We start from the raw sequence: 22,628 nt of genomic DNA, 5'->3' as shown, positions 1-22,628 counted from the left end.
GAATTCCGCGGCCCGGAGGGAGTATTTAAGGATGAGCGACACGGTTCAACAGCTTCTCACGATTCTCGACCTCGAGACGCTGGAGGACGATCTGTTTCGCGGGGTCAGTCCCAACAACGGCTGGCAGCGCGTCTTCGGCGGCCAGGTGATCGCTCAGGCGCTTGGCGCCGCGATCCGCACCGTGCCGGCCGAGCGGATTTGTCACTCGCTGCATGCCTATTTCATGCGGCCTGGCGATCCGGCCGTGCCGATCGTCTACACAGTTGATCGGATTCGCGACGGTGGCTCCTTCACCACCCGGCGGGTGGTCGCTTTGCAGCATGGCGCGGCGATCTTTTCGCTCTCGGCCTCCTTCCAGAAAAACGAGGAGGGCTTTGAGCACCAGATCGCCATGCCCGACATCCCGAAGCCGGATGAATTGCCCGATGGCAAGGCGCTGGAAAAGACGATTTTGAAAAACGCGCCGGCGGCGGTGCAGGCTTACTGGAAACGTCCGCGCCCGATCGAGTTTCGGCCCGTGATGCTCGACCACTACATTTCGGGCAAGAAGCTGGAGCCGTTTCAGCACATCTGGGTGCGCTGCCGAGAGGATGTCGGGGACGACCCGGTCCGCAATGCGGTTGTCTTGGCCTATCTGTCCGACATGACCTTGCTCGATACAGCCCTCTTTGCGCACGGTCTTTCCGTCTTCGACGAAAACGTGCAGGCCGCGAGCCTTGATCACGCCATGTGGTTTCATCGCCCGGCGAAGGTTTCGCAGTGGATGCTTTACAGCCAGGACTCGCCCTCGTCGTCTGCCGGGCGGGGTTTGACGCGCGGTTCTCTCTACACCCTGGATGGCATGCTTGTCGCATCCGTGGCGCAAGAGGGGCTGATCCGGCCACGGCGATCGTCGCGATAGCGCCGACCGGCGTCGGCGAAACAAGGCGCCAAGGCCCGGCCGCGTCCTCTCGTTAGAAGCGTCCTTTCGTTTCAGGGCATGAACGCCGATCTGCCGTTGCGTCTGGCCGGGCCTTGCATCCGGTCGCGCGCGCGTTGCACATTGCTTGACCAGATGGTCAAAAAAGCGGTGGACGGGCCTGAATGATAGCGGAAAATTCGGCTAAACTGACGACCCATGTGCTCGACACGATGCATGGGCGCCCGGCGGCGGGGATGCGCATCGCGCTTGCCCGGCACGACGCGAGCGAGACGGTGGCGCTGAAGGTCGTCGCGACCAATGGCGACGGGCGGGCCGATGCCCCGCTGCTGGCCGGCGCCGAACTGCGGCCGGGACACTACAGCCTGACGTTCCACGTCGCCGACTATTTTCGCGAGCTGGGGGTCGCGCTGCCCGAGCCGGCCTTTCTCGACGTGGTGCCGATTCGCTTCGGCATCGCTGTGCCGGCGCATTATCATGTGCCGTTGCTGATTTCCCCCTACGCCTACTCGACCTATCGGGGCAGCTGATGAACGACGCACGGCTTCCGCAAACACGGCCGATCCGCTTCATCCTGAATGGCGAGGAGCGCACGGTCGCTGACGTCAGGCCGACGACGACGCTGCTCGATTATCTGAGGGGAGCCGCGCGTTTGACCGGCACCAAGGAAGGCTGTGCCGAGGGCGATTGCGGCGCTTGCACGGTGTTGATTGCCGAGCCGGGCGGTGCGGACGGCCTGATGCGTCGCTCGGTCAATGCCTGTATCCAGTTTCTGCCGGCGATGAACGGGCGGGCGATCGAGACGGTGGAGCATATCGGCCGCGACGGGCCGACGCCGTTGCAGCGGGCGATGGTGGACAAGCATGCCAGCCAGTGCGGCTTTTGCACGCCGGGTTTCGTCATGCAGCTTCATGCCGGCTGGCTGACGGGCGCGCTCGGCGATCGCCAGTCGGTGAAGGATCTGATCGCCGGCAATCTGTGCCGCTGCACCGGCTATGGACCGATCGTCGAGGCCGGGATGGAGCTGGCGGGTGAGCCAGTGCCGGACACGAGCGGGGCGGACGCGGCTCTCGCCGAGCGCTTGATGGGGCTCGAAGGCGAGGGCGTCTTTGCCTATGAAGCGAAAGGTGAGCGCTGGTTCGCGCCGACCAGTGTCGACGAGCTCGCCGATACATACGCGGCCCATCCCGATGCTGTTTTGGTTGCCGGCGCAACCGATGTCGGCCTCTGGGTGACCAAGCAAGACCGCGATTTGCCCTTGCTGATCGATGTCAGCCATGTCCGCGATCTGCAGGTGATCGAGGAGGCCGCGGGCCGGGTCTATTTCGGCGCCGCGATCACCCATCGCCAAGCCCAGCGCGTGCTGGCGGAAATCCATCCCGATCTGGCGGAGATGCTGCGGCGCTTTGCCGGCGCCCAGATCCGTAATGCCGGCACGATCGGCGGCAACATCGCCAATGGCTCGCCGATCGGCGACCTGCCGCCCTGTTTCATCGCCCTCGGCAGCCGGCTGTTTCTGCGCCAGGGCGATGATCTGCGGGTCGTCCCGCTGGAGGACTTTTTCGTCGATTATGGGTGGCAGGATCGCCGGCCGGGCGAGTTCGTCGCCGCCGTCGAGGTGCCGCGGCTCGGCGAAAACCAAAAATTCTTCGCCCACAAGATTTCCAAGCGCTTTGATTCCGACATTTCGGCAGTCATGGCGGCGTTCCGCCTGACCTTTGAAGGCAGCCGCGTCACCGATGCCCGACTTGCCTTCGGTGGCATGGCGGGGACGCCGAAACGCGCCGCAGCCGCTGAGGCGGCGCTGATCGGTCGCCCGTTTGATGACGCGGCGGCGGCGGCGGCCATGGACGCCCTGGTGATGGATTTTACGCCGCTCAGCGACATGCGCGCCTCCAGCGCCTATCGCCTCAAGACCGCGCAAAATCTCTTGAAGCGCTTTCAGCTCGAATTGGATGGCAAGGTATGCGGCCGAATCGCCGCGGCTGCATCGATCGGCGAGGTGGCGTGATGGACGAGACGCGCATCCAGGATCGCAGCGGCGCCGGAGCGCCCAGCCTTGCAGAGCTCGACGAGCGGCCGCCAGGCCGTGAGGCGCGGATTGCCGGTGGTGTGGCAATGCCCATGGCCCATGACAGCGCCGCCCGGCATGTCTCGGGCGCGGCCCGCTACACCGACGACGAGCCGGAACTGCCGGGCACGCTGCAGGTCTTTATTGCCATGTCCAAGCGGGCGCATGCATGCATCACCCGGATGGACCTTACCGCCGTCGAACAGGCGCCCGGCGTCGTCGCCGTGCTGACGGCGGCCGATATTCCCGGCGAAAACGACTATTCGCCGGTCTTCGGCGACGATCCGATCTTTCCGCCGATGACCGGCGGCGGCGCGGTGGTCCAATATGTCGGCCAGCCGCTCTTTGCCGTTGCCGCCGAGAGCGAACGTCAAGCGCGCCGCGCGGCGGTTCTTGCTGAAATCGACTATGTCGATCGTCCCGCCGCGATCTCGATCGACGAGGCGCTCGCGGCAGCCGATGCGGCTGGCGGGGATCTTCTGCCGGCCTATGAGGTGACGCTCGGTGATGCCGCTGGGGCGCTGTCCGGCGCGCCGCGGCGGGTCAAGAGCCGGGTCGAGGTCGGCGGCCAGGATCACTTTTATCTCGAAGGCCAGATCGCCGTCGCCATTCCTCAGGAAGATGGCGACATCGTCATCCGATCCTCGACCCAGCATCCTTCGGAGGTGCAGCACAATGTGGCAAAGATGCTGGGGCTTCCCGATCACGCGGTGACGGTGGAGCTGCGGCGCATGGGCGGCGGGTTCGGTGGCAAGGAGAGTCAGCCGGCGCTGTTCGCCTGCGTCGCCGCTCTGGCCGCCACAAAGACCGGCCGGCCGGCGAAATGTCGGCTCGATCGCGACGACGACATGGAGATGACCGGCAAGCGGCATGAGCTGCGGATCGACTACGATCTCGGCTTTGGTCAGGATGGGACGATCCTTGCCGCCGACTTCGCCCATGCCGTGCGCTGCGGGTATTCGTCGGATCTGTCGGCGGCGATCGCCGATCGGGCGATGTTTCATGCCGACAACGCCTACGATCTCAAGGCGGCGCGGATTCATTCACGGCGGCTGAAGACGCACACCGTCTCCAACACCGCCTTTCGCGGGTTCGGCGGGCCGCAGGGCATGGTCGGCATCGAGCGGGCGCTGGACGAAATCGCCTTTGTGACCGGGCTTGATCCGCTCGACGTGCGCAAGCGCAACTTTTATCCGGCGCCCGACGAACTGGCCGCTGTGACGCCCTATCATATGCCGGTGACCGACTGCGTCATCGCCGCGATCGTCGACGAGCTGGAGTCGACCGCCGATTACCGAGCCCGCCGCGCGGCGGTGCGCGCTTTCAATCAGCAGAGCGCGGTGTTGAAGAAGGGGCTGGCGCTGACGCCGGTCAAATTCGGCATCTCCTTCACCACCACCCATCTCAACCAGGCCGGCGCGCTCGTCCATGTCTATAAGGACGGGTCGGTTCACCTCAATCACGGCGGCACCGAGATGGGGCAGGGGCTGTTCGTCAAGGTGGCGCAGGTCGTCGCCGAAGAGTTCCAGATCGATCTGGATCGGGTGAAGATCACCGCAACGACCACCGCCAAGGTGCCGAACACCTCGGCCACGGCCGCCTCGTCCGGCTCCGACCTCAACGGCATGGCGGCGCAAGCGGCTGCGCGCACCATCAAGGACCGGCTGATCGACTATGCCGCCAGCCGCTACCACGTGCCGCGCGATCAGGTGGTCTTTGCCGCCAATCGGGTGCGCATCGGCAATATGGAGAAGCGGTTTTGCGATCTCGTCGGCGAGGCCTATCTTGCCCGCGTGTCGCTGTCGTCGACAGGGTTTTACGCAACCCCGGACATCGATTACGACCGCGAGGCGGCTTCCGGTCGGCCGTTCTATTATTTCGCCTATGGGGCGGCCTGTTCTGAGGTCGTGATCGACACCTTGACCGGCGAATATCGGCTGCTTCGTGCCGACATTCTGCACGATGTCGGCCAGTCGCTGAATCCGGCGATCGACATGGGGCAGATCGAGGGCGGCTTCATTCAAGGCATGGGTTGGCTGACCACGGAGGAATTGTGGTGGGACGATAAGGGCAGGCTGCGCACCCACGCACCCTCGACCTACAAAATTCCGACCGCCAACGACCGCCCGGACGATTTCCGCATCACGATCTGGGAGAAGGGCAAGAACCGCGCCGCCACCGTCTATCGCTCCAAAGCGGTCGGCGAGCCGCCCTTCATGCTGGCGATCTCGGTGTTTTCAGCGCTCACCGACGCGGTCATCGCCGCCGGCGACGGCCGCGCCTTCCCGCGTCTCGATGCCCCGGCGACCCCGGAGCGGGTCTTGCAGGCGGTGGAGGCGGTGCGGGAGAACCGTGAGCCGTGACTTGAGCAAGTCCCCCACCATTCTCGTCACCGTCGAGACGGCGCTGGGCTCGACGCCGCGCGAGGCGGGCGCTGCGATGCGGGTTTCGGCAGCGACGGTGAGTGGCACCATCGGCGGAGGGCGGCTGGAGTTCGACGCGATCGACACCGCCCGCACGATGCTGATCGCCGGTGAGACGATGGCCCGGCGCAGCGTGCCGCTGGGGCCTGAGATCGGCCAGTGCTGCGGCGGGCGCGTCGAGCTGTCGTTCCGCTGGCTCGACGACGCCCTTGTCGCCGCGCTCGACCGCGAAGAGCATCGGTGCCGCATGCAGCGTCCCGCCGTTCTGATCTTCGGCGCCGGCCATACCGGCCGGGCGCTCGCCAATGCTTTGGCGCCGTTGCCGCTTGCCGTCACCCTGGTCGACACGCGGCCCGATACCTTGGGCGGTCTGTCGGATGCGGTGCGGTGCGTTGCGGCAGCGATGCCCGAGACGCTCGTGGCCGAAGCGCCGGCCGGAGCGGCCTATGTGGTGATGACCCACGATCATGGGCTGGATTTTCTGATTGCCGCTGCGGCACTTGCCAGATCCGACGTCGCCTATGTCGGGATGATCGGCTCTGCGACGAAGCGCGAGCGCTTTCGCCGCCATCTGGCGGCGGATGGCCGCCCGGGCGATGTGGAGCGCTTGATTCTGCCGATCGGCGGATCGCGCTTGCGCGATAAGCGGCCCTCCGTCATCGCCGCGTTGACAGCGGCGGAATTGGCGATCTGCCTGTTAAATCGTCAGGAAGAATCCCTGCCGAGAAGCTTGGCAGGAGGCGGTTTCGAATGCCATACTACCGTTGAGTGAGCCAGTCGGGGAGGCGAAAGTCGATGGCAGCAAAAGCGGCGCAGGTGCCTCGCTTGGCGTTGAAAGACATCTCCAAGCGATTTCCCGGTGTCGTGGCCAATGATCGCGTTTCCTTTGCGGTTCCGGCGGGTGCGATCCATGCTTTGCTTGGCGAGAACGGCGCCGGCAAATCGACTCTCGTGAAAATCATCTACGGCGTGCAGGCGGCTGACGACGGGCAGATCGTCTTCGATGGACAGCCGGTTCGGATCGGCTCGCCGCGCGAGGCCCGCGCTCTCGGCATCGGCATGGTGTTCCAGCACTTCTCGCTGTTCGAGGCGATGACGGTGCTGGAGAATATCGCGCTCGGCATGGATAATCCGCCGCCGCGCCGCGAACTTGAAGCGCGGGTGCGGGCCGTGCTGGAGTCCTACGGCCTTGCGCTCGATCCGCATCGGCATGTGCACACCCTGTCGGTCGGCGAGCGCCAGCGCATCGAGATCGTCCGGGCGCTTTTGCAAAATCCGTCGCTGCTGATCATGGACGAGCCGACCTCGGTGCTGACGCCGCAGGAGGTGGAGCAGCTGTTTACTACCTTGCGGCGGCTGGCCGACGAAGGCTGCTCGATCCTCTACATCTCCCACAAGCTGCACGAGATCAAAGCGCTCTGCCAGTCGGCGACGATCATGCGCGGAGGCAAGGTGGTGGCAAGCTGCGATCCGCGCGACGAATCGGCCCGGTCGATGGCCGAATTGATGATCGGGGGAAGCCTCAAAGACCTCTCGGACAAGACCGATTGCACCTATGGCGAGGCGCGATTCGTCGTGAACGCGTTGTCGGCGCCGGGCGAGCCGCCCTTCGGAACGAGTTTGAAGGACGTCTCCTTTTCGGTTCGCTCCGGCGAGATTTTCGGGATCGCCGGGGTCGCCGGTAACGGCCAGAACGAGCTTCTCGCGGTTCTTTCGGGCGAGCGGCAGGCGGGCGTTTCCGGTTCGCTCACGCTTGACGGCGAGGAACTTGTCCATGCCTCGGTCGGCGCGCGGCGACGGGCGGGCTTGGCGAGCGCGCCGGAAGAGCGCAACGGCCATGCCGCGGTGCCGGGCATGACGCTCGCCGAAAACGCGCTATTGTCGGCGCGAAACCGGATGGGCCTGTCGTCTGGCGGCCTGATCCGATCGCGGGCGGCAAAAAATTATGCGGCGAAGGTGATCGAAGCCTTTTCGGTCAAGGCGACCGGGCCGGGCGCGGCCGCCGGCAGCCTTTCCGGCGGCAACCTGCAGAAATACGTCATGGGTCGGGAGATCATGCAGAACCCTTCGGTCCTCGTCGTTTCGCAGCCGACCTGGGGGGTCGACGCGGGCGCGGCGGGCTTCATTCGTCAGGCGATGATCGACCTGGTGGCCAAGGGCGCCTGCGTCGTCGTCGTCAGTCAGGATCTCGACGAATTGCTCGAACTTTGCGATCGCCTTGCGGTGATCAATGAGGGCCGCTTGTCGGAGCCGATGGACGTCAAGGGCATCTCGATCGAGCGCGTCGGCTTGCTGATGGGCGGTATCCACGGCGCCAGTCCCGAGGGCGACGCCCCAATTCGCCCGGCGGCCAAAGCTTTCGCCGCGGAGATCAGCGCGTGAGCCTTGTCAAGCTTGAGCCGCGCCGCCAGCAGAGCCGCGCCATGGCCATCGCCGCGCCGGTCATCGCCGTCGCGCTGACCCTTTTCGCCGGCGCGTTGCTGTTCACGCTGCTCGGCCATGACGGTCTTGCGGCGGTCAACGAGATTTTCGTCAAGCCGTTGTTCAATCCCTATCGCTGGCAGGATCTTCTGGTGAAGGCCTCGCCGCTGGTGATGATCGCGACGGGGCTTGCGATCGGCTTTCGCGCCAATGTCTGGAACATCGGCGCCGAAGGCCAATACGTTCTGGGCGGTCTGGCCGGGACCGGCGTCGCGCTCGCGACCTTGAACATGAGCGGCGGCTGGATCCTGCCCGTCATGCTCGTCTGCGGCGTTCTCGGCGGCATGGTCTGGGCGGCGATCCCGGCGCTTCTCAAGACCAAACTCGGGGTCAACGAAATCCTCTCCAGCCTGATGCTCAACTATGTCGCGATCCAGCTCCTCTATTATCTGATGCGGGGGCCCTGGAAGGATCCGATGGGGTTCAACTTCCCCCAAACGGCGATGTTTTCCAGCGATCAGACCCTGCCGATCGTGGTGCCGGGGACGCTCATCCATCTCGGCATTCCGCTCGCCTTCGCCATCGCGCTGACTGCCTTCGGCGTGATGACGCGGACGATCACCGGCTTCCAGATGCAGGTGGAGGGGCTGGCGCCGAAGGCGGCGGCGTTCGGTGGCTTCGGCGCGGCTTCGACGGTGTGGATCGCCATGCTCGCCGGTGGCGGGCTCGCCGGTCTGGCCGGCATCGTCGAAGCTTCGGGGCCGTTCGGCCAGATGGTGCCGCAATTTCCGACCGGCTACGGTTACACGGCCATCATCGTCGCCTTTCTCGGCCGGCTGAACCCGCTCGGCATCGTCGTCGCCGGTTTGGTCCTGGCGCTCACCTATGTCGGCGGCGAGAGCGCGCAGACGACGATCGGCCTGCCGTCGGCGGCGACCGGCGTGTTTCAGGCGATGATGCTGTTCTTCCTGCTGGCGACGGACATCCTGGTCCGCTACCGCGTGGTCTCAGGTCGCTCGGCCCCGGTCGCTGAGCCGCGGTCTTCCAGCGGTGAAGCCAAGCCCGGCGAGAGCAAGGCGGTGACGGCATGAATTTCGATCTTCTCGTCGCCATCTTGATGACCATTGCGGGCGCGGCGACGCCGCTCCTGATCGCCGGCCTCGGTGAGCTCGTCGTCGAAAAGTCGGGGGTTCTCAATCTCGGCGTCGAGGGCATGATGCTGATCGGCGCGGTGACCGGCTTCGCCGTCGCGACCACCACCGGCTATCCAGTGATCGGTCTCGTCGCCGCAATGCTTGCGGCGGCGGCGGCCGCGCTGATCTTCGCCTTTCTGGTGTTGACGCTAATGGCCAATCAGGTCGCCACCGGCTTGGCCTTGACGATCTTCGGCACCGGCGTCTCGGCGCTGATCGGCGCGCCCTTCGTCGGGATCACCACGCCGACGCTCGGCCTGTTGTTTCCCCACGCTTTGACCGATACGCCGCTGTTGCGGCTGATCTTCGGCCATTCGCCGCTGGTCTATTTCAGCCTGATTTTGACCGTGGCGGTGTTCTGGTTTCTCAATCGCACCCGCGCCGGGCTGATCCTGCGCGCGGTCGGCGAGTCTGACAGCGCGGCCCACGCGATCGGCTATCCGGTGCTGCTGGTGCGCTATCTCGCGGTGCTCTTTGGGGGGGCGATGGCGGGGCTCGCCGGCTGCTATTATTCGCTGGTCCTGACGCCGATGTGGGCGGAACGCCTGACCGCCGGCCGGGGCTGGATCGCCATCGCGCTCGTGGTCTTTGCCTCGTGGCGGCCGGGCCGCATGCTGGCCGGCGCCTATCTCTTCGGCCTCGTCATCACCATGGAACTTCAGGCCAAGGCCGCTGGCTTCAATATCCTGGCGCCGGAATTCCTCGCGGCGCTTCCCTACATCGCGACGATCGTCGTCCTGGCCGTCATCTCCGCCGCCAAGCGTGGCGGCACCAACGCTCCGGCCTGTCTCGGCAAGCCGTTCCGGGCGACGGCCTGACCCTTAAACAAACGCACAGGAGATTTCTTCATGTTCGATACGACACGACGCAAACTTCTGGCCGCCGGTGCTGTGGGTGCCGCAGGTCTGGCCATCGGAACGACGCCGTTTGCCGCGATGGCCGAGGACGCCAAGAAGGACGGGCCGGTCAAGGCCGCCTTCCTCTATGTCGGCCCGGTCGGCGATTTTGGCTGGACCTATGCGCATGATCAGGCCCGCAAATGCATGGAAAAGAAGCTCGGCGACATGGTGAAAACCACCTATGTCGAGAACGTCGCCGAGGGGCCGGACGCCGAGCGGGTGCTTCGTCAGCTCGCCCAGGATGGCAACGATATCATCTTCGCCACCTCCTTCGGCTTCATGAACCCGACGATCAAGGTCGCCAAGCAGTTCCCTAAGGTGAAGTTCGAGCATGCCACCGGCTACACGACCGGCGGCAACAAGAATATGGGCCTTTACAACTCGCGCTTCTATGAGGGGCGGGCGGTGCTGGGCACCATTGCCGGCATGATGTCGAAGACCGGCAAGGCGGGCTATGTCGCCTCCTTCCCGATCCCCGAGGTGGTAATGGGCATCGACGCCTTCCAGCTCGCCGCCCAGAAGGTCAATCCGAAGTTCCAGACCCAGGTCGTCTGGGTGAACTCCTGGTATGATCCGGCCAAAGAGGCCGATGCCGCCAAGGCGCTGCTCGACCAGGGCGCCGACGTGATCACCCAGCACACCGACTCGCCGGCGCCGCTGCAGGCGGCCGAAAAGGCCGGTGCGATCGCTTTCGGTCAGGCCTGGAACATGGAGAGCTTCGCGCCGAACGCCCATATGACGGCGATCGTCGACAACTGGTGCCCCTATTACACCCGCCGGGTGCAGGCGGTGCATGACGGCACCTGGGAAGCCGACAATGTCTGGCTCGGCATGAAGGACGGCGAAGTCGAGATGGCGCCGTTCAACAATAAGATGCCCGAGGACGTTCAGAAGGCCGCCCAGAAGATCATCGACGGCACCAAGGACGGCAGCTACGACGTCTTCACCGGCCCGATCAAGGATCAGTCCGGCAAGGAGAAGGTGTCCGCCGGGCAGAAGATCCCCGATGAGGAGCTGTTGAAGCTCGACTGGTACGTCGACGGCGTGAAGAGCTGAGGCGACGGGGGCGGCCGGTCTCGGGATCCTCAGCGCCCGGACAGGCCGCCCTTGCTGCCAGCGCTCCGAAGGCCGAGACGTTCCTGCTCGCGCGTCAGCGAGGGCGCAGAGCGCGAGCGGGGGGGCACGACGCGGGTCTCACCCCCCGAGAGCGGCATCCTTGGCCGGTGCTGGGGATGCATAGCGACGATCCCGCCGCCGCAGTCGGCGAGCGCGGCGGGCGCGGCGAGCGGAACTGTCATTCCAGAATGTTGGACGAGCGATGTGGACCTATCTTTCCGAGTGGCTGCAATTGGCCGTGCGCTGGATCCATGTGGTCACGGCGATCGCCTGGATCGGTTCGTCCTTTTATTTCATCGCCCTCGATCTTGGTCTGCGCAAGCGGCGGGTGCTGCCGGAGGGCGTGGCCGGCGACGCCTGGCAGGTCCATGGCGGCGGCTTCTATCACATGCAGAAATACACCGTCGCGCCGGAGGAAATGCCGGACGAGCTGACCTGGTTCAAATGGGAAAGCTATTCCACCTGGCTCTCCGGCTTCGCTCTGCTGTTCCTGCTCTATTACCTGCATCCGGCGCTCTATCTGATCAGCCCGGAAAAGGTTGATCTGCCGGCCTGGGGGGCCGTGCTGATCGGCATTGCCGGTCTTGCTCTCGGCTGGATCGTCTATGACCTCCTCTGCAAGTCGCGGCTGAGGGCGAATGACACCGCACTGCTCGCCGTCTTGTTCGTCTTTGTCGTCGCGTCGAGTTTCCTCTTCGATCAGGTGTTTTCCGGCCGCGGGGCGATGCTCCACACCGGCGCGCTGATCGCGACGATCATGTCGGCCAATGTCTTTTTCATCATCATTCCCAATCAGAAGATCGTCGTCGCTGACCTCAAGGCCGGCAAGAGCCCCGATCCCGCCCTCGGCAAGGCCGCCAAGCAGCGCTCGCTGCACAACAATTATCTGACCCTGCCGGTGGTCTTTCTGATGCTCTCCAACCACTATCCGCTCGCCTTCGCGACGGAGTGGAACTGGGTGATCGCCGGCCTGGTGCTGCTCATCGGGGCGGTCGTGCGCCACTTCTTCAACACCATGCATGCGACGGGTGAAAAGCTGTGGTGGTGCTGGCCGCTGGCCGGAATCTTCTTCATCATCGTCATCACCTTGTCCGGCGCGCCAGGATGGCGGAGCGGGGCGGACGCCGGCGCGACCTCGCAGCGGGAATTTTCCGCCGATCCGCAATATGCGCTCGCCCATTCGCCGCATCTGCAGGACGCCGAGGCGATCATCGCCGCGCGCTGCTCGATGTGCCATGCCAAAGAGCCGCTTTGGCCGGGCATGATCCATGCGCCGAAGAATGTCCGGCTCGAAACGGCGGACGAGATCGTCCACTACGCCGCCTTGATCGAGCGTCAGGCGGTGCGCAGCCATGCCATGCCGCCCGGCAACGTCACCGGGCTCGAACCGTCCGAGCGCGCGGTGCTGGCGACATGGCTCGCCGACGGCCAGACGCCGGGGCTTGGCAAGGGGCTGTGAGAGATGGCCGCCGAGGCGTATGATCGGGGCGAGGGCGGAACGACGATGACGGCACGAACCGGCACGCTCGCCATTCGCGGACGACTCCTGTCCTTCGACGCCGATCCGGCCGTCGAAGCCGAGCCGCATGCTGTCATGTTTCTGGAGGACGGCATCGTTGTCGTCAAAGACGGGGTGATCGTCGAGATCGGCGAAGGCCCGGCGCTGGCCCGCCGGCTGCCGCCGGGAGTGCCGCTGGTCGACCATCGCCCGCATCTCGTCATGGCGGGCTTCATCGATCCGCATCTGCACATGCCGCAGACCCAGGTCATCGCCTCCTACGGCACCGAGCTGATGGCATGGCTGTCGAAATACACCTTTCCGGAGGAACTGCGCTATGGCGACTCCGGCGTCGCCGAGGAGGCGTCTCGTTTTCTTTTCGACACCCTCGCGGCCAACGGCACCACGACGGCAGCGGTCTATTGCACCAGCCACCAGATCAGCGCCGAGGCGTTTTTCCACGAGGCCGATCGGCGGGGCCTCAGGATGATCGCCGGCAAGGTGATGATGGATCGCGGCGCGCCGCAAGGGCTGCTCGACACCGCCGAGAGCGGTTATGAGCAGACGAAAGAGCTGGCCGCCGCCTGGCACGGTCGCGGGCGGCTCGAGGTGGCGATCACGCCGCGCTTTGCGCCGACCTCCTCCGAGGCGCAGCTCGAAGCGACCGGCGCGCTCGCGGCGGAGTTCCCGGGGCTGCCGATCCAGACCCATCTGTCGGAAAATCACGGTGAGATCGCCTTCGTCGCCGACGCCTTTCCCTGGTCGAAGGATTACACCGACGTCTACGAGCACTACGGCCTCGTCAGGCCGCGGGCGCTGTTTGGCCATTGCATCCATCTGTCCGACCGCGAGCGTACGGCGCTCGCCAGCAAGGGTGCCAGCGCGATCTTCTGTCCGACATCGAACCTCTTTCTCGGCTCGGGTCTTTATGATCTCGCGGCCTCGCGCCGCCTCGGCCTGACTACCGGCATCGCCACAGATATCGGCGGCGGCACCTCCTATTCGATGCTGACGACGGCGGCCGAAGGCTACAAAGTGCTCGCGCTCAAGGGCCAGAAATGGCCGGCCTTCGAGGCCTTCCACATGATGACCGCCGGCAATGCCGCAGCCGTCGGGATCGCCGACAAGGTCGGCCGCCTGGCCGTCGGGCTGGAGGCCGATCTCGTCGTCCTCGACAGCCGCGCCAGCGAGCCGATGCGCCGCCGCATGGCACGGGTCGAGACGCTGGCCGAAGAGCTTTTTGCCCTGATGGTGCTCGGCGACGACCGCGCGACGGTCGCGACTTATGCGATGGGCCGCAAGATCTACGACCGCTACCATGCCGGCCACGCGACGCTGGCGCCGAAGCTCGATCAGGCGCCGTGGCCGCAACCGGGCGAAGGCGGCGGATCGGCGCAGTAGCCGTCAGGCCGAAGCGAGGTCGCGGCTGTTGCGCTGTTCCTGCGCGATCTCGTCGAAGGTCTTCAGGTCGTGCAGCGAGAACGGCCAGAGATTTTTCAAAAGATTCTGCCGGAAACCGATTTTGAGCAGTGCTCCCTTATCAGAGCGTCCGAAGCTGTTTTGAACGGCGTTGTAGGCGATGGCGTTGACAACATGATAGGTCGGCGGCTCTTCACCATAGAAACTGGCCATCTCGCTTTCGATTTCGGCTGCGAGTTCATCCGGATTGTCCGTCTTGCGTTCGGCTTTTGACAGAAGCGCATAGAACCGCGCCTGGAACAGGGCGTGGTCGCGGGCGCGGCCGCCGAAATTGAAAACGAGTTGCAGACCGCCGACCAATGTGACGAGGAAGCCGATCGCCAGCGTGGACGGCTGTCCGCCCAATGTTGCGGAGGCGACTTGGGCGACACTCGCCGCGCCAAGGAGCAAGACAGCCAGATTGGCAAGGCGTTCACACCGCTCGAAAAATTGCCGGCGCATGCTGTGATACACGCCGTTTCGCATGGCGCGCATCCGGGTTCCTTCGATGGCCGTTAAATCGCTCATAGAGGTCATATAGTGGCACCTGCGATCTATTTGCTATCTGTCGGTGGTCGTGGATCGGGCGGAACGCCGCCGGTGCCTTGGTCGTCCCTAATAATGTTGTGAATGATTTCTCGTTCTTTGGCCGGGGAGAGCGGGCCTGTATCTCGCTCTGGGCGTGGGGGCCTGCTGGCGGGTGACCGGTTTTGGTCGCGACGATCCCTCCCACCGCCCGACGACTTTTTCGCCATAGCCATTCTCCCCAGAATGTCTCACTGCAATTTTTGTTTGTGTCTAATACGGAATCAATTGTCAGTGGCTTCGACGGATAAGCTTGATTTTCCCATCCCACCCGCGAACTTCCGGCCGCTTCCTGCGTTTGCGACTGGACATACAACCGCCCCCTCCTATCCCTTAACGTCAATGCTGAACGGCTGCCGTGTCCTCGCGGTGGTTTCATCCGACCTGAAACCCGTCTTTGAAGGTTCGCGCATGGCCGACGTCGATATTCAAGCGAAGAAGCCGAAAAAGTCGCCCAAGGCAAAGATCGGTGGGGACGACGCGCTGCTTTTGGCGTTGGCTGAAAACCGGGTCGCGATCGAAGGAGTGGAGCCGGAGGTCGATTGCGGCCGTTTCGCCGTCAAACGACTGGAGGGCGAGCCGCTGACGGTTTCGGCGGACATCTTTTGTGATGGCCACGACAAGATCGACGCGGCGCTGATCTATGGGCCGGCCGATGTCGACCCGGAACAGTGGGCGGAGGAAAAATTCAACTTCGTCGAAAACGATCGCTGGCAGGCGACGGTCCGTTTCGATGCCCCCGGCCCTTATCGTTATTCGATCATCGCTTGGCGCGATCTTGACGCCTCATGGCGCGACGAGGCCAAGAAGAAGCGCGATGCCGGTAAGCTCACAGATCTGGAACTGACCGAGGCGCGTGAGCTCGTCGCCAAGGCGGCGCAGTCCGGTCGCGGCTCCAAAGCGGACGTGAAAGCCCTCGGAAAATTGGCGGACAAGCTGGCCAAACTCGCCGAGAAAGGCGATGCCGACGGCCAGTACGCGCTGATGCAATCGGCCGAGACAACGGCGCTGCTTCAAGCGACCGGCCAGCGCACCAATCTGTCGCGCTATGCCGGCTCCGTGCCGGTCTGGGTCGATCGTGAACGCGCCGGTTTTTCCGCCTGGTACGAACTTTTCCCGCGTTCCCAGTCGGGCGACATCGATCGTCACGGCACCTTCGACGATGTCATCGAACGGCTGCCCGACATTCAGGAGATGGGCTTCGATGTCCTCTATTTCCCGCCGATTCACCCGATTGGCTCGACTAACAAGAAGGGCAAGAACAACTCGCTGACGCCTGCGCCGAGCGATCCGGGCAGCCCCTATGCCATCGGTTCCAAGGATGGCGGCCACGACGCGCTGCACCCGCAGCTCGGCTCGTTCGACGATTTCGCCCGGCTGATTGCGGAAGCCAAGACGCACGGGCTCGAAATCGCCATCGATTTCGCTATCCAGTGCTCGCCCGACCATCCGTGGATCAAGGCGCATCCCGAGTGGTTCGACTGGCGGCCCGACGGCACGATCAAATTCGCCGAGAATCCGCCGAAGAAATACGAGGACATCGTCAACGTCCATTTCTATCGCGGCGCGCTGCCGTCGATCTGGTATGAACTGCGCGACATCGTCCTGTTCTGGCTGAACAAGGGCGTGCGGATCTTCCGTGTCGACAATCCGCACACCAAGCCGTTTCCCTTCTGGGAATGGATGATCGCCGAGGTTCGTAAGGTCGATCCCGGCGCGATCTTCCTCGCCGAGGCGTTCACCCGACCGAAGGTGATGAAGCGCCTGGCCAAGGTCGGCTACAATCAGTCCTATTCCTATTTCACCTGGAGGAACGAGAAGTTCGAGCTCGCCGAATATCTGACCGAGCTGACCACCGAGGAATGCGCCGAATTCATGCGGCCGAATTTCTTCGTCAACACGCCGGACATCAATCCGCTCTATCTGCAGACCAGCGGCCGTCCCGGCTTTCGGACCCGCTTGGCACTGGCGGCGACGCTGGCCGGCAATTACGGCGTCTATTCCGGCTTCGAGCTGTGCGAGTTCCTGCCGGTGCCCGGCAAGGAAGAGTATCTGAACTCGGAAAAATACGAGATCCGCGCTTTCGACTGGACGGCCGAAGGGCATATCCGCGACGACATCGCCTTTTTCAATCGGCTGCGCCAACGCGAGGCGGCGATGAGGGATTTCCGCAATCTCGCCTTCTTCAACTTCTGGAACGATCAGATCCTTTATTACGGCAAGCGGACCGCGGATCGCGCATCCTACCTCCTGTTCATGGTCAATCTCGATCCGCACCATGATCAGGGCGGCCATTTTGAAGTGCCGCTCTGGGAGTTCGGTCTGCCCGACGACGCCACCATCCGCGCCACCGACATGGTCGGCGGCGAAAGCTTCGCCTGGACCGGCAAGACCCAGCATTGGTGGCTGAACCCCAGCGACCGGCCCTACGCCGTTTTCAAGCTCACGCGATAAAACCTAAGAACCGCGAAAGCGCATTTTCCATGAACGAGATTGCCGCCATCGTCACGCCCGACACCTCCTCCGGACCGGATCTCAACGCTCCCGACTGGTACAAGGACGCGATCATCTACCAGCTCCACGTCAAGACTTTCGTCGATTCCAACGGCGACGGGATCGGCGATTTTCCGGGGCTGCTGTCGCGGCTCGACTATATCCAGGAGCTCGGCGTCACCGCGATCTGGCTCTTGCCGTTCTATCCCTCACCCTTGCGCGATGACGGCTACGACATTTCCGACTACCGCTCGGTCAATCCGTCCTACGGCACGATCGAGGATGTCGAGCGGCTGATCGACGAAGCCCATAAGCGCGGTATGCGGGTGATCACCGAGTTGGTCATCAACCATACCTCGGATCAGCACCCCTGGTTCCAGGCGGCGCGCAAGGCGCCGAAGGGCTCGCCCGAGCGCGACTTTTACGTCTGGGCCGACGACGATAAGGGCTACGATCTCACCCGCATCATCTTCCTCGACACCGAGACCTCGAACTGGACCTGGGATCCCGTCGCCCAGCAATATTTCTGGCACCGCTTCTATTCGCACCAGCCGGACCTCAACTTCGACAATCCGAAGGTGATGGAGGAAGTGCTTTCCACCATGCATTTCTGGCTCGACAAGGGCGTCGACGGGCTGCGTCTCGACGCCATCCCCTATCTCGTCGAGCGCGAGGGCACCAACAACGAGAACCTGCCCGAGACCCACGACGTCCTGAAGCGCATCCGCGCCGATCTCGACAAACATTATCCGGACAAGATGCTGCTCGCCGAGGCCAATCAGTGGCCGGAGGACACGCGCCCCTATTTCGGGGAGGGCGACGAATGCCACATGGCGTTCCACTTCCCGCTGATGCCGCGCATGTACATGGCGCTGGCGCAGGAAGACCGGCATCCGATCACCGACATCATGCGCCAGACGCCGGATATTCCGGACAACTGCCAATGGGCGATCTTCCTCAGAAACCATGACGAGCTCACGCTGGAAATGGTGACCGAGGAGGAGCGCGACTATCTCTGGTCGACCTATGCCGCCGACACGCGCGCGCGGATCAATCTCGGCATTCGCCGTCGGCTCGCGCCGCTGATGGGCAACGATCGCCGTAAGGTGGAGCTGTTGAACGCCCTGTTGATGTCGATGCCCGGAACTCCTGTCGTCTATTATGGCGACGAGATCGGCATGGGCGACAACTATTACCTCGGCGATCGCGACGGCGTGCGCACGCCGATGCAATGGTCGGCCGACCGCAATGGCGGCTTTTCCCGCGCCGATCCGCAGCGGCTCTATCTGCCGGTGATCCAGGATGCGGTCTTCGGTTATCAGGCGCTGAACGTCGAGGCGCAGTCGAACAATCCGGCCTCGCAGCTCAATTGGACGCGCCGGCTGATCCAAGTGCGCCGGACCAAGGAGGCGTTCGGACGCGGCGAGATCACCTTCCTCCTGCCGTCGAACCGCAAGATCCTCGTTTATCTGCGCAAATTTGCCGACGAGCGGGTGCTGTGCGTCGCCAATCTGTCGGGCTCGGCCCAGGCGGTCGAGCTCGATCTCGCCGATTATGCCGGCTGCGTGCCGATCGAGATGCTCGGCCTGTCGGCCTTTCCGGCGATCGGGACCGGCCCTTATGTTCTGACGCTGCCGGCCTATGGCTTCTTCTGGTTTGATCTGGCCGACGGCGGCGCCGCGCAGCAGCGCTACCCGTCGACGCCGCTGCCGCTGCCGGCCTTCTCGACCCTTGTCGCGCCGGGCGATCTGAAGGCGACGATCGGCGGACGCAACCTCACCGAATTGAAGGCTGACCTGCCGAGTTATGTCGCCGGGCAGCGCTGGTTTGCCGGCAAGTCGGCGGGCAAGAGCCGGCTCGACGTGACGGTGCTCGGCCCGCCGGCGCCCGACAGCCGCCGCCATCTCCTCACCGAGTTGAAATTCGAGACCGAGGAGGACGATCAGCATTATCTGCTGCCGCTGTCGGTGCGCTGGGGCGAGCAGCATCTCAACGCTCAGGATCCGGATCTGCCCTACACCATCGCCAAGGTCCGGCAGGGTCCGCGCATCGGTGCGCTGATCGACGGCACCCGCAGTGCCGATTTCGCCAAGGTGATGATTGCGCTGATCGCCGCCGGGATAAATGTCGAGCTGGACGACGGCGAGCTGGTTGTCGAGGCCTCGACCGTCGAGCGCGAGGGGCTCGCGCGCACGCTGCTCGTTGACACCGACGCGATCCGGGTTCTGTCCGGCGAACAGTCGAACACCTCGCTGCTCATCGGCTCGGACGGAATCTTGAAATATTATCGCCGGCTGCGCGACGGCATCCAGCCGGAACTCGAAGTCACCCGTTTCCTCACCGAGAAGACCGATTTCGAGGCCGCGCCGGCGCTCTACGGCTCGATCGAGCTGCAGCGGCCGGACGGCAGCCGGACGGCGATCGCCGCCTTGTTCGAACAAGTGCAGAACCAGGGCGACGCCTGGACGGTGATCGTCGAGGCTCTGGCCCGCTATCTGCGCGATCATGCCTATTCCCAGCCGAGCGTCGACGAGACTCTGGAGGCCGGATCGCCGAGCGAGCCGAAGCTGCAGATCCAGATCGACCCGGCCGAGGTGCTCGGCCGCCGCACTGGCGAGATGCATGCCGCGCTGGCGACAACGACCGGCGATGCCGCCTTCGATCCCGAGCTGCTCGACGACGAGAGCTACATGGCGATCGTCAACGAAGCCAAAAAAGACGCCGCCGATGCGCTGGGGGTGTTGGCCAAGGCCAGGCCCAATCTGCCGGCCGACGAGATCGAGAATGTCGATCGGCTGCTCGGGGCGGAAAAGGACATCCTCACCTGGTTCGACCGCTTCGGCGGCCTGAAGGTCGACGCCCAGCGGACCCGGATTCACGGCGACTATCACCTTGGCCAGATCCTGGTTGCCAAGAACGATGTCGTCATCCTCGACTTCGAGGGTGAGCCTGGGCGGACGCTGGAGGAACGCCGGGCGAAGACCTCGCCGCTGCGCGACGTCGCCGGTCTGGTGCGGTCCTTCGACTACGCGGCCTTCGCCGCGCGCGACCGTGCCGGCCCCGTCGACGAGGCGACGGCCGAACGGCTACGCGAAATGGCGGTCGGCTGGCGCGACGAGGTCACCGACGCTTTCCTCACCCACTGGAGCGCGGCCGCCGGCCTGCCGCTGAACGAGCCGACGCGTCAGCTGCTCGACCTCTTCGTCCTGCAGAAGGCGTTCTACGAACTGCGCTACGAGGCCGCGATGCGGCCGGCATGGCTGTCGATCCCGCTGCGCGGCATCGTCGCCCTTCTCGAAAAACGACAGGTTCTGAAATGACGTTGATTCCCGCCACGCCTCCTGCCGGTATCGAGCACCGCCCTGACGGGCATCAGGCCTGGGAAATCGGCCGCGGTGTCCATGGCGACCCTTTCGCCATCCTCGGCCGCTTCGTCACCGAGGGCGGAGCGATCGTGCGCGTCTATCGTCCGGGGGCCCACGCGGCGAAAGTGATCGACGGCGCCGGCACGGAGCTCGCCATTCTGGAGCCCTTCGGCCCGGAGGGCTTCTTTTCCGGCTATGTGCCGCGCCTCGACGGGCACGCGCCTTACCGCATGCGCTACAGCCATGGCGGCGGTGCGGAATGGGACGAGGAAGATCCCTATCGCTTCGGCCCGATTCTCGGCGAACAGGACGTCTATCTGCTCGCTGAAGGCAGCCATTATCGCCTTTATGAAAAGCTCGGCGCCCATCCGACGGTCATGAACGGTACCGCCGGCGTCGCCTTCGCGGTCTGGGCGCCGCATGCCCGCCGGGTCTCCGTCGTCGGCCACTTCAACTCCTGGGACGGTCGCCGGACGGTGATGCGCAAGCGCCACGAATGCGGCGTTTGGGAGCTGTTCGTGCCGCATCTCGGCAAGGGCGAGGTCTACAAGTTCGAGGTGATCGGACCGGACGGCAACATCCAGCCGCTGAAGGCCGATCCCATCGGCTTCCGGCAGGAAACCGCCCCGTCCACCGCCTCGATCGTCGACGGCCTCGTCGAGCACGACTGGCAGGATGCGAGCTTTCGCGAGCATGCTGCCGAATGGCAAAATCGCGAAAAGCCGATCGCGATCTACGAAGTCCATCTCGGCTCCTGGCGGCGCGGCGCCGGTGACGAGACACTCGACTACGACGCGCTGGCCCGCGAGCTGGTGCCCTATGTGACGGACATGGGCTTTACCCATGTCGAGTTTCTGCCGGTGTCCGAGCATCCCTTCTACGGCTCTTGGGGATACCAGCCGATCGGCCTGTTCGCGCCGACCTCGCGCTATGGCTCGCCGGAAGCCTTCGCCCGGCTCGTCGACGCGCTGCATCAGGCGGGTATCGGCGTTCTGCTCGACTGGGTGCCCGGCCATTTCCCGACCGACGTCCATGGCCTGGTGCGTTTCGACGGCACGGCGATCTATGAGCATCCCGATCCGCGGCGCGGTTTCCATAAAGACTGGAACACGCTGATCTACGATTACGGCCGGCCGCAGGTGAAGAACTTCCTGGTTTCCAATGGCATGTATTGGCTCGACCAGTTTCATATCGACGGCTTGCGCGTCGATGCCGTCGCCTCAATGCTCTATCTCGACTACTCCCGCAACCACGGGGAGTGGGAGCCGAACATCCATGGCGGGCGCGAAAATCTCGAGGCGATCGCTTTCCTGAAGGACGCCAACGAGCGGATCGGCGAATACTTCCCGAAAGCGACCACTCATGCCGAGGAGTCGACCGCCTTTCCGGACGTCTCCAAGCCGACCTATGCCGGCGGCCTCGGCTTTCACTTCAAGTGGAACATGGGCTGGATGCACGACACCCTGCATTACATGCAGGAGGATCCGGTGAACCGGCGCTATCACCACCACCATATGACCTTTGGGATGGTCTATGCCTATTCGGAAAACTTCGTGCTGCCGCTTTCCCATGACGAGGTGGTCTACGGAAAGGGCTCGCTGCTCGGCAAAATGCCCGGCGACGCTTGGCAGAAATTCGCCAATCTGAGGGCCTATTTCGGCTTCATGTGGACCCATCCGGGCAAGAAGCTCCTGTTCATGGGCGGGGAGTTTGCCCAGCAGGCGGAGTGGAACCACGATCAATCCCTCGACTGGCATCTCCTCGATCAGCCACCCCATGCCGGCGTGCAGCGTCTGGTGCGCGACCTCAACATGCTCTACCGCGAGGTGCCGGCGTTGCATCAGCTCGATTGCGATCCGGCCGGGTTCGAATGGGTCGATACGGCCAATGTCGAGGAGAGCGTGATCGCCTTCCTGCGCAAGGATCGCGACGGGCGGCAGGTGCTGATCATTTCCAATTTCACGCCGATCCCGCGTCACGACTACCGGGTTGGCGTCTCGAAGAGCGGCACCTGGACCGAACGGCTGAACACCGATGCGGAAATCTATGGCGGTTCGAACGTCGGCAATCTCGGCGGCAAGATCGCCGAGGACCATTCGGTGCACGGCCGGCCCTATTCGATCGCGCTGACGCTGCCGCCGCTGGCGACGGTCGTGATGGTGCATGACGAATAGACCGTCATAGGCC

The 22,628-nt window shown here is 64.2% G+C and carries 15 protein-coding genes; 14 read left to right on the top strand and 1 reads right to left on the bottom strand.

The window, feature by feature from the left end; genetic code table 11:
* The first annotated feature begins 31 nt into the window (after positions 1 to 31).
* The 11 genes from tesB (at position 32) to guaD (ending at position 13,941) form a co-directional block, all read left to right on the top strand.
* The gene (gene tesB / locus J1C48_RS01925) at positions 32 to 901 is read left to right on the top strand and encodes an acyl-CoA thioesterase II (RefSeq protein ID WP_207255954.1); all 870 of its coding nucleotides are present in this window, start codon (positions 32 to 34) and stop codon (positions 899 to 901) included.
* Positions 902 to 1,086: 185 nt separating this feature from the next.
* Positions 1,087 to 1,449 carry a hydroxyisourate hydrolase gene (gene uraH, locus J1C48_RS01920; RefSeq protein WP_425523474.1) on the top strand — a complete coding sequence of 121 codons (363 nt, stop codon included), beginning with the start codon at positions 1,087 to 1,089 and terminating at the stop codon, positions 1,447 to 1,449.
* Positions 1,449 to 2,930, top strand: a complete 1,482-nt coding sequence (xdhA, locus tag J1C48_RS01915; protein WP_207255952.1) for a xanthine dehydrogenase small subunit — start codon at positions 1,449 to 1,451, stop codon at positions 2,928 to 2,930. The genes uraH and xdhA overlap by 1 nt, the downstream gene beginning before the upstream one ends.
* Positions 2,930 to 5,353 carry a xanthine dehydrogenase molybdopterin binding subunit gene (xdhB, locus tag J1C48_RS01910; RefSeq protein WP_207255951.1) on the top strand — a complete coding sequence of 808 codons (2,424 nt, stop codon included), beginning with the start codon at positions 2,930 to 2,932 and terminating at the stop codon, positions 5,351 to 5,353. The genes xdhA and xdhB overlap by 1 nt, the downstream gene beginning before the upstream one ends.
* Positions 5,343 to 6,185, top strand: a complete 843-nt coding sequence (gene xdhC / locus J1C48_RS01905) for a xanthine dehydrogenase accessory protein XdhC (RefSeq protein WP_231081520.1) — start codon at positions 5,343 to 5,345, stop codon at positions 6,183 to 6,185. Before xdhB ends, xdhC begins: the two co-directional genes overlap by 11 nt.
* A 23-nt stretch (positions 6,186 to 6,208) precedes the next feature.
* On the top strand, positions 6,209 to 7,795 hold the full coding sequence (locus J1C48_RS01900) for an ABC transporter ATP-binding protein (RefSeq protein ID WP_207255949.1): 1,587 nt from the start codon (positions 6,209 to 6,211) through the stop codon (positions 7,793 to 7,795).
* Complete coding sequence (locus J1C48_RS01895; protein ID WP_231081519.1) at positions 7,792 to 8,925, top strand: ABC transporter permease; 1,134 nt, start codon at positions 7,792 to 7,794, stop codon at positions 8,923 to 8,925. Before J1C48_RS01900 ends, J1C48_RS01895 begins: the two co-directional genes overlap by 4 nt.
* The gene (locus J1C48_RS01890; protein ID WP_207255948.1) at positions 8,922 to 9,845 is read left to right on the top strand and encodes an ABC transporter permease; all 924 of its coding nucleotides are present in this window, start codon (positions 8,922 to 8,924) and stop codon (positions 9,843 to 9,845) included. The genes J1C48_RS01895 and J1C48_RS01890 overlap by 4 nt, the downstream gene beginning before the upstream one ends.
* A gap of 30 nt (positions 9,846 to 9,875) precedes the next feature.
* The gene (locus tag J1C48_RS01885) at positions 9,876 to 10,982 is read left to right on the top strand and encodes a BMP family ABC transporter substrate-binding protein (RefSeq protein WP_207255947.1); all 1,107 of its coding nucleotides are present in this window, start codon (positions 9,876 to 9,878) and stop codon (positions 10,980 to 10,982) included.
* A gap of 262 nt (positions 10,983 to 11,244) precedes the next feature.
* Positions 11,245 to 12,501 carry a urate hydroxylase PuuD gene (locus J1C48_RS01880; protein ID WP_207255946.1) on the top strand — a complete coding sequence of 419 codons (1,257 nt, stop codon included), beginning with the start codon at positions 11,245 to 11,247 and terminating at the stop codon, positions 12,499 to 12,501.
* A 45-nt stretch (positions 12,502 to 12,546) separates the two neighbouring features.
* Positions 12,547 to 13,941, top strand: a complete 1,395-nt coding sequence (gene guaD, locus J1C48_RS01875) for a guanine deaminase (RefSeq protein ID WP_207255945.1) — start codon at positions 12,547 to 12,549, stop codon at positions 13,939 to 13,941.
* A gap of 3 nt (positions 13,942 to 13,944) precedes the next feature.
* Here guaD and J1C48_RS01870 read toward each other — a convergent pair whose 3' ends face one another.
* The gene (locus J1C48_RS01870; RefSeq protein WP_207255944.1) at positions 13,945 to 14,535 is read right to left on the bottom strand and encodes a hypothetical protein; all 591 of its coding nucleotides are present in this window, start codon (positions 14,533 to 14,535) and stop codon (positions 13,945 to 13,947) included.
* A gap of 459 nt (positions 14,536 to 14,994) precedes the next feature.
* Here J1C48_RS01870 and J1C48_RS01865 point away from each other — a divergent pair, with 459 nt between their 5' ends.
* Genes J1C48_RS01865 through glgB form a run of 3 tightly spaced genes read left to right on the top strand, consistent with a single transcriptional unit; the run spans position 14,995 to position 22,615 of the window.
* The gene (locus tag J1C48_RS01865) at positions 14,995 to 17,037 is read left to right on the top strand and encodes an alpha-1,4-glucan--maltose-1-phosphate maltosyltransferase (protein ID WP_207255943.1); all 2,043 of its coding nucleotides are present in this window, start codon (positions 14,995 to 14,997) and stop codon (positions 17,035 to 17,037) included.
* 29 nt (positions 17,038 to 17,066) lie between these two features.
* Positions 17,067 to 20,396 carry a maltose alpha-D-glucosyltransferase gene (treS, locus tag J1C48_RS01860; RefSeq protein WP_207255942.1) on the top strand — a complete coding sequence of 1,110 codons (3,330 nt, stop codon included), beginning with the start codon at positions 17,067 to 17,069 and terminating at the stop codon, positions 20,394 to 20,396.
* Entirely contained in the window at positions 20,393 to 22,615 is a 2,223-nt protein-coding gene (gene glgB / locus J1C48_RS01855; protein ID WP_207255941.1) for a 1,4-alpha-glucan branching protein GlgB, read from the top strand. Before treS ends, glgB begins: the two co-directional genes overlap by 4 nt.
* The last annotated feature ends 13 nt before the right edge of the window (positions 22,616 to 22,628 follow it).

Source organism: Jiella flava, assembly GCF_017349315.1.
Lineage (GTDB): Bacteria > Pseudomonadota > Alphaproteobacteria > Rhizobiales > Rhizobiaceae > Jiella > Jiella flava.
This window is presented reverse-complemented; position numbering and strand designations above follow the sequence as displayed.

What these genes read in the sequence shown, in the direction of transcription:
- tesB (WP_207255954.1), top strand. Translation starts at nt 32, where the DNA reads ATGAGCGACACGGTTCAACAGCTTCTCACGATTCTCGACCTCGAGACG.
- xdhA (WP_207255952.1), top strand. Translation starts at nt 1,449, where the DNA reads ATGAACGACGCACGGCTTCCGCAAACACGGCCGATCCGCTTCATCCTG.
- xdhB (WP_207255951.1), top strand. Translation starts at nt 2,930, where the DNA reads ATGGACGAGACGCGCATCCAGGATCGCAGCGGCGCCGGAGCGCCCAGC.
- J1C48_RS01900 (WP_207255949.1), top strand. Translation starts at nt 6,209, where the DNA reads ATGGCAGCAAAAGCGGCGCAGGTGCCTCGCTTGGCGTTGAAAGACATC.
- J1C48_RS01890 (WP_207255948.1), top strand. Translation starts at nt 8,922, where the DNA reads ATGAATTTCGATCTTCTCGTCGCCATCTTGATGACCATTGCGGGCGCG.
- J1C48_RS01885 (WP_207255947.1), top strand. Translation starts at nt 9,876, where the DNA reads ATGTTCGATACGACACGACGCAAACTTCTGGCCGCCGGTGCTGTGGGT.
- J1C48_RS01880 (WP_207255946.1), top strand. Translation starts at nt 11,245, where the DNA reads ATGTGGACCTATCTTTCCGAGTGGCTGCAATTGGCCGTGCGCTGGATC.
- guaD (WP_207255945.1), top strand. Translation starts at nt 12,547, where the DNA reads ATGACGGCACGAACCGGCACGCTCGCCATTCGCGGACGACTCCTGTCC.
- J1C48_RS01870 (WP_207255944.1), bottom strand. Translation starts at nt 14,535, where the DNA reads ATGACCTCTATGAGCGATTTAACGGCCATCGAAGGAACCCGGATGCGC.
- J1C48_RS01865 (WP_207255943.1), top strand. Translation starts at nt 14,995, where the DNA reads ATGGCCGACGTCGATATTCAAGCGAAGAAGCCGAAAAAGTCGCCCAAG.
- treS (WP_207255942.1), top strand. Translation starts at nt 17,067, where the DNA reads ATGAACGAGATTGCCGCCATCGTCACGCCCGACACCTCCTCCGGACCG.
- glgB (WP_207255941.1), top strand. Translation starts at nt 20,393, where the DNA reads ATGACGTTGATTCCCGCCACGCCTCCTGCCGGTATCGAGCACCGCCCT.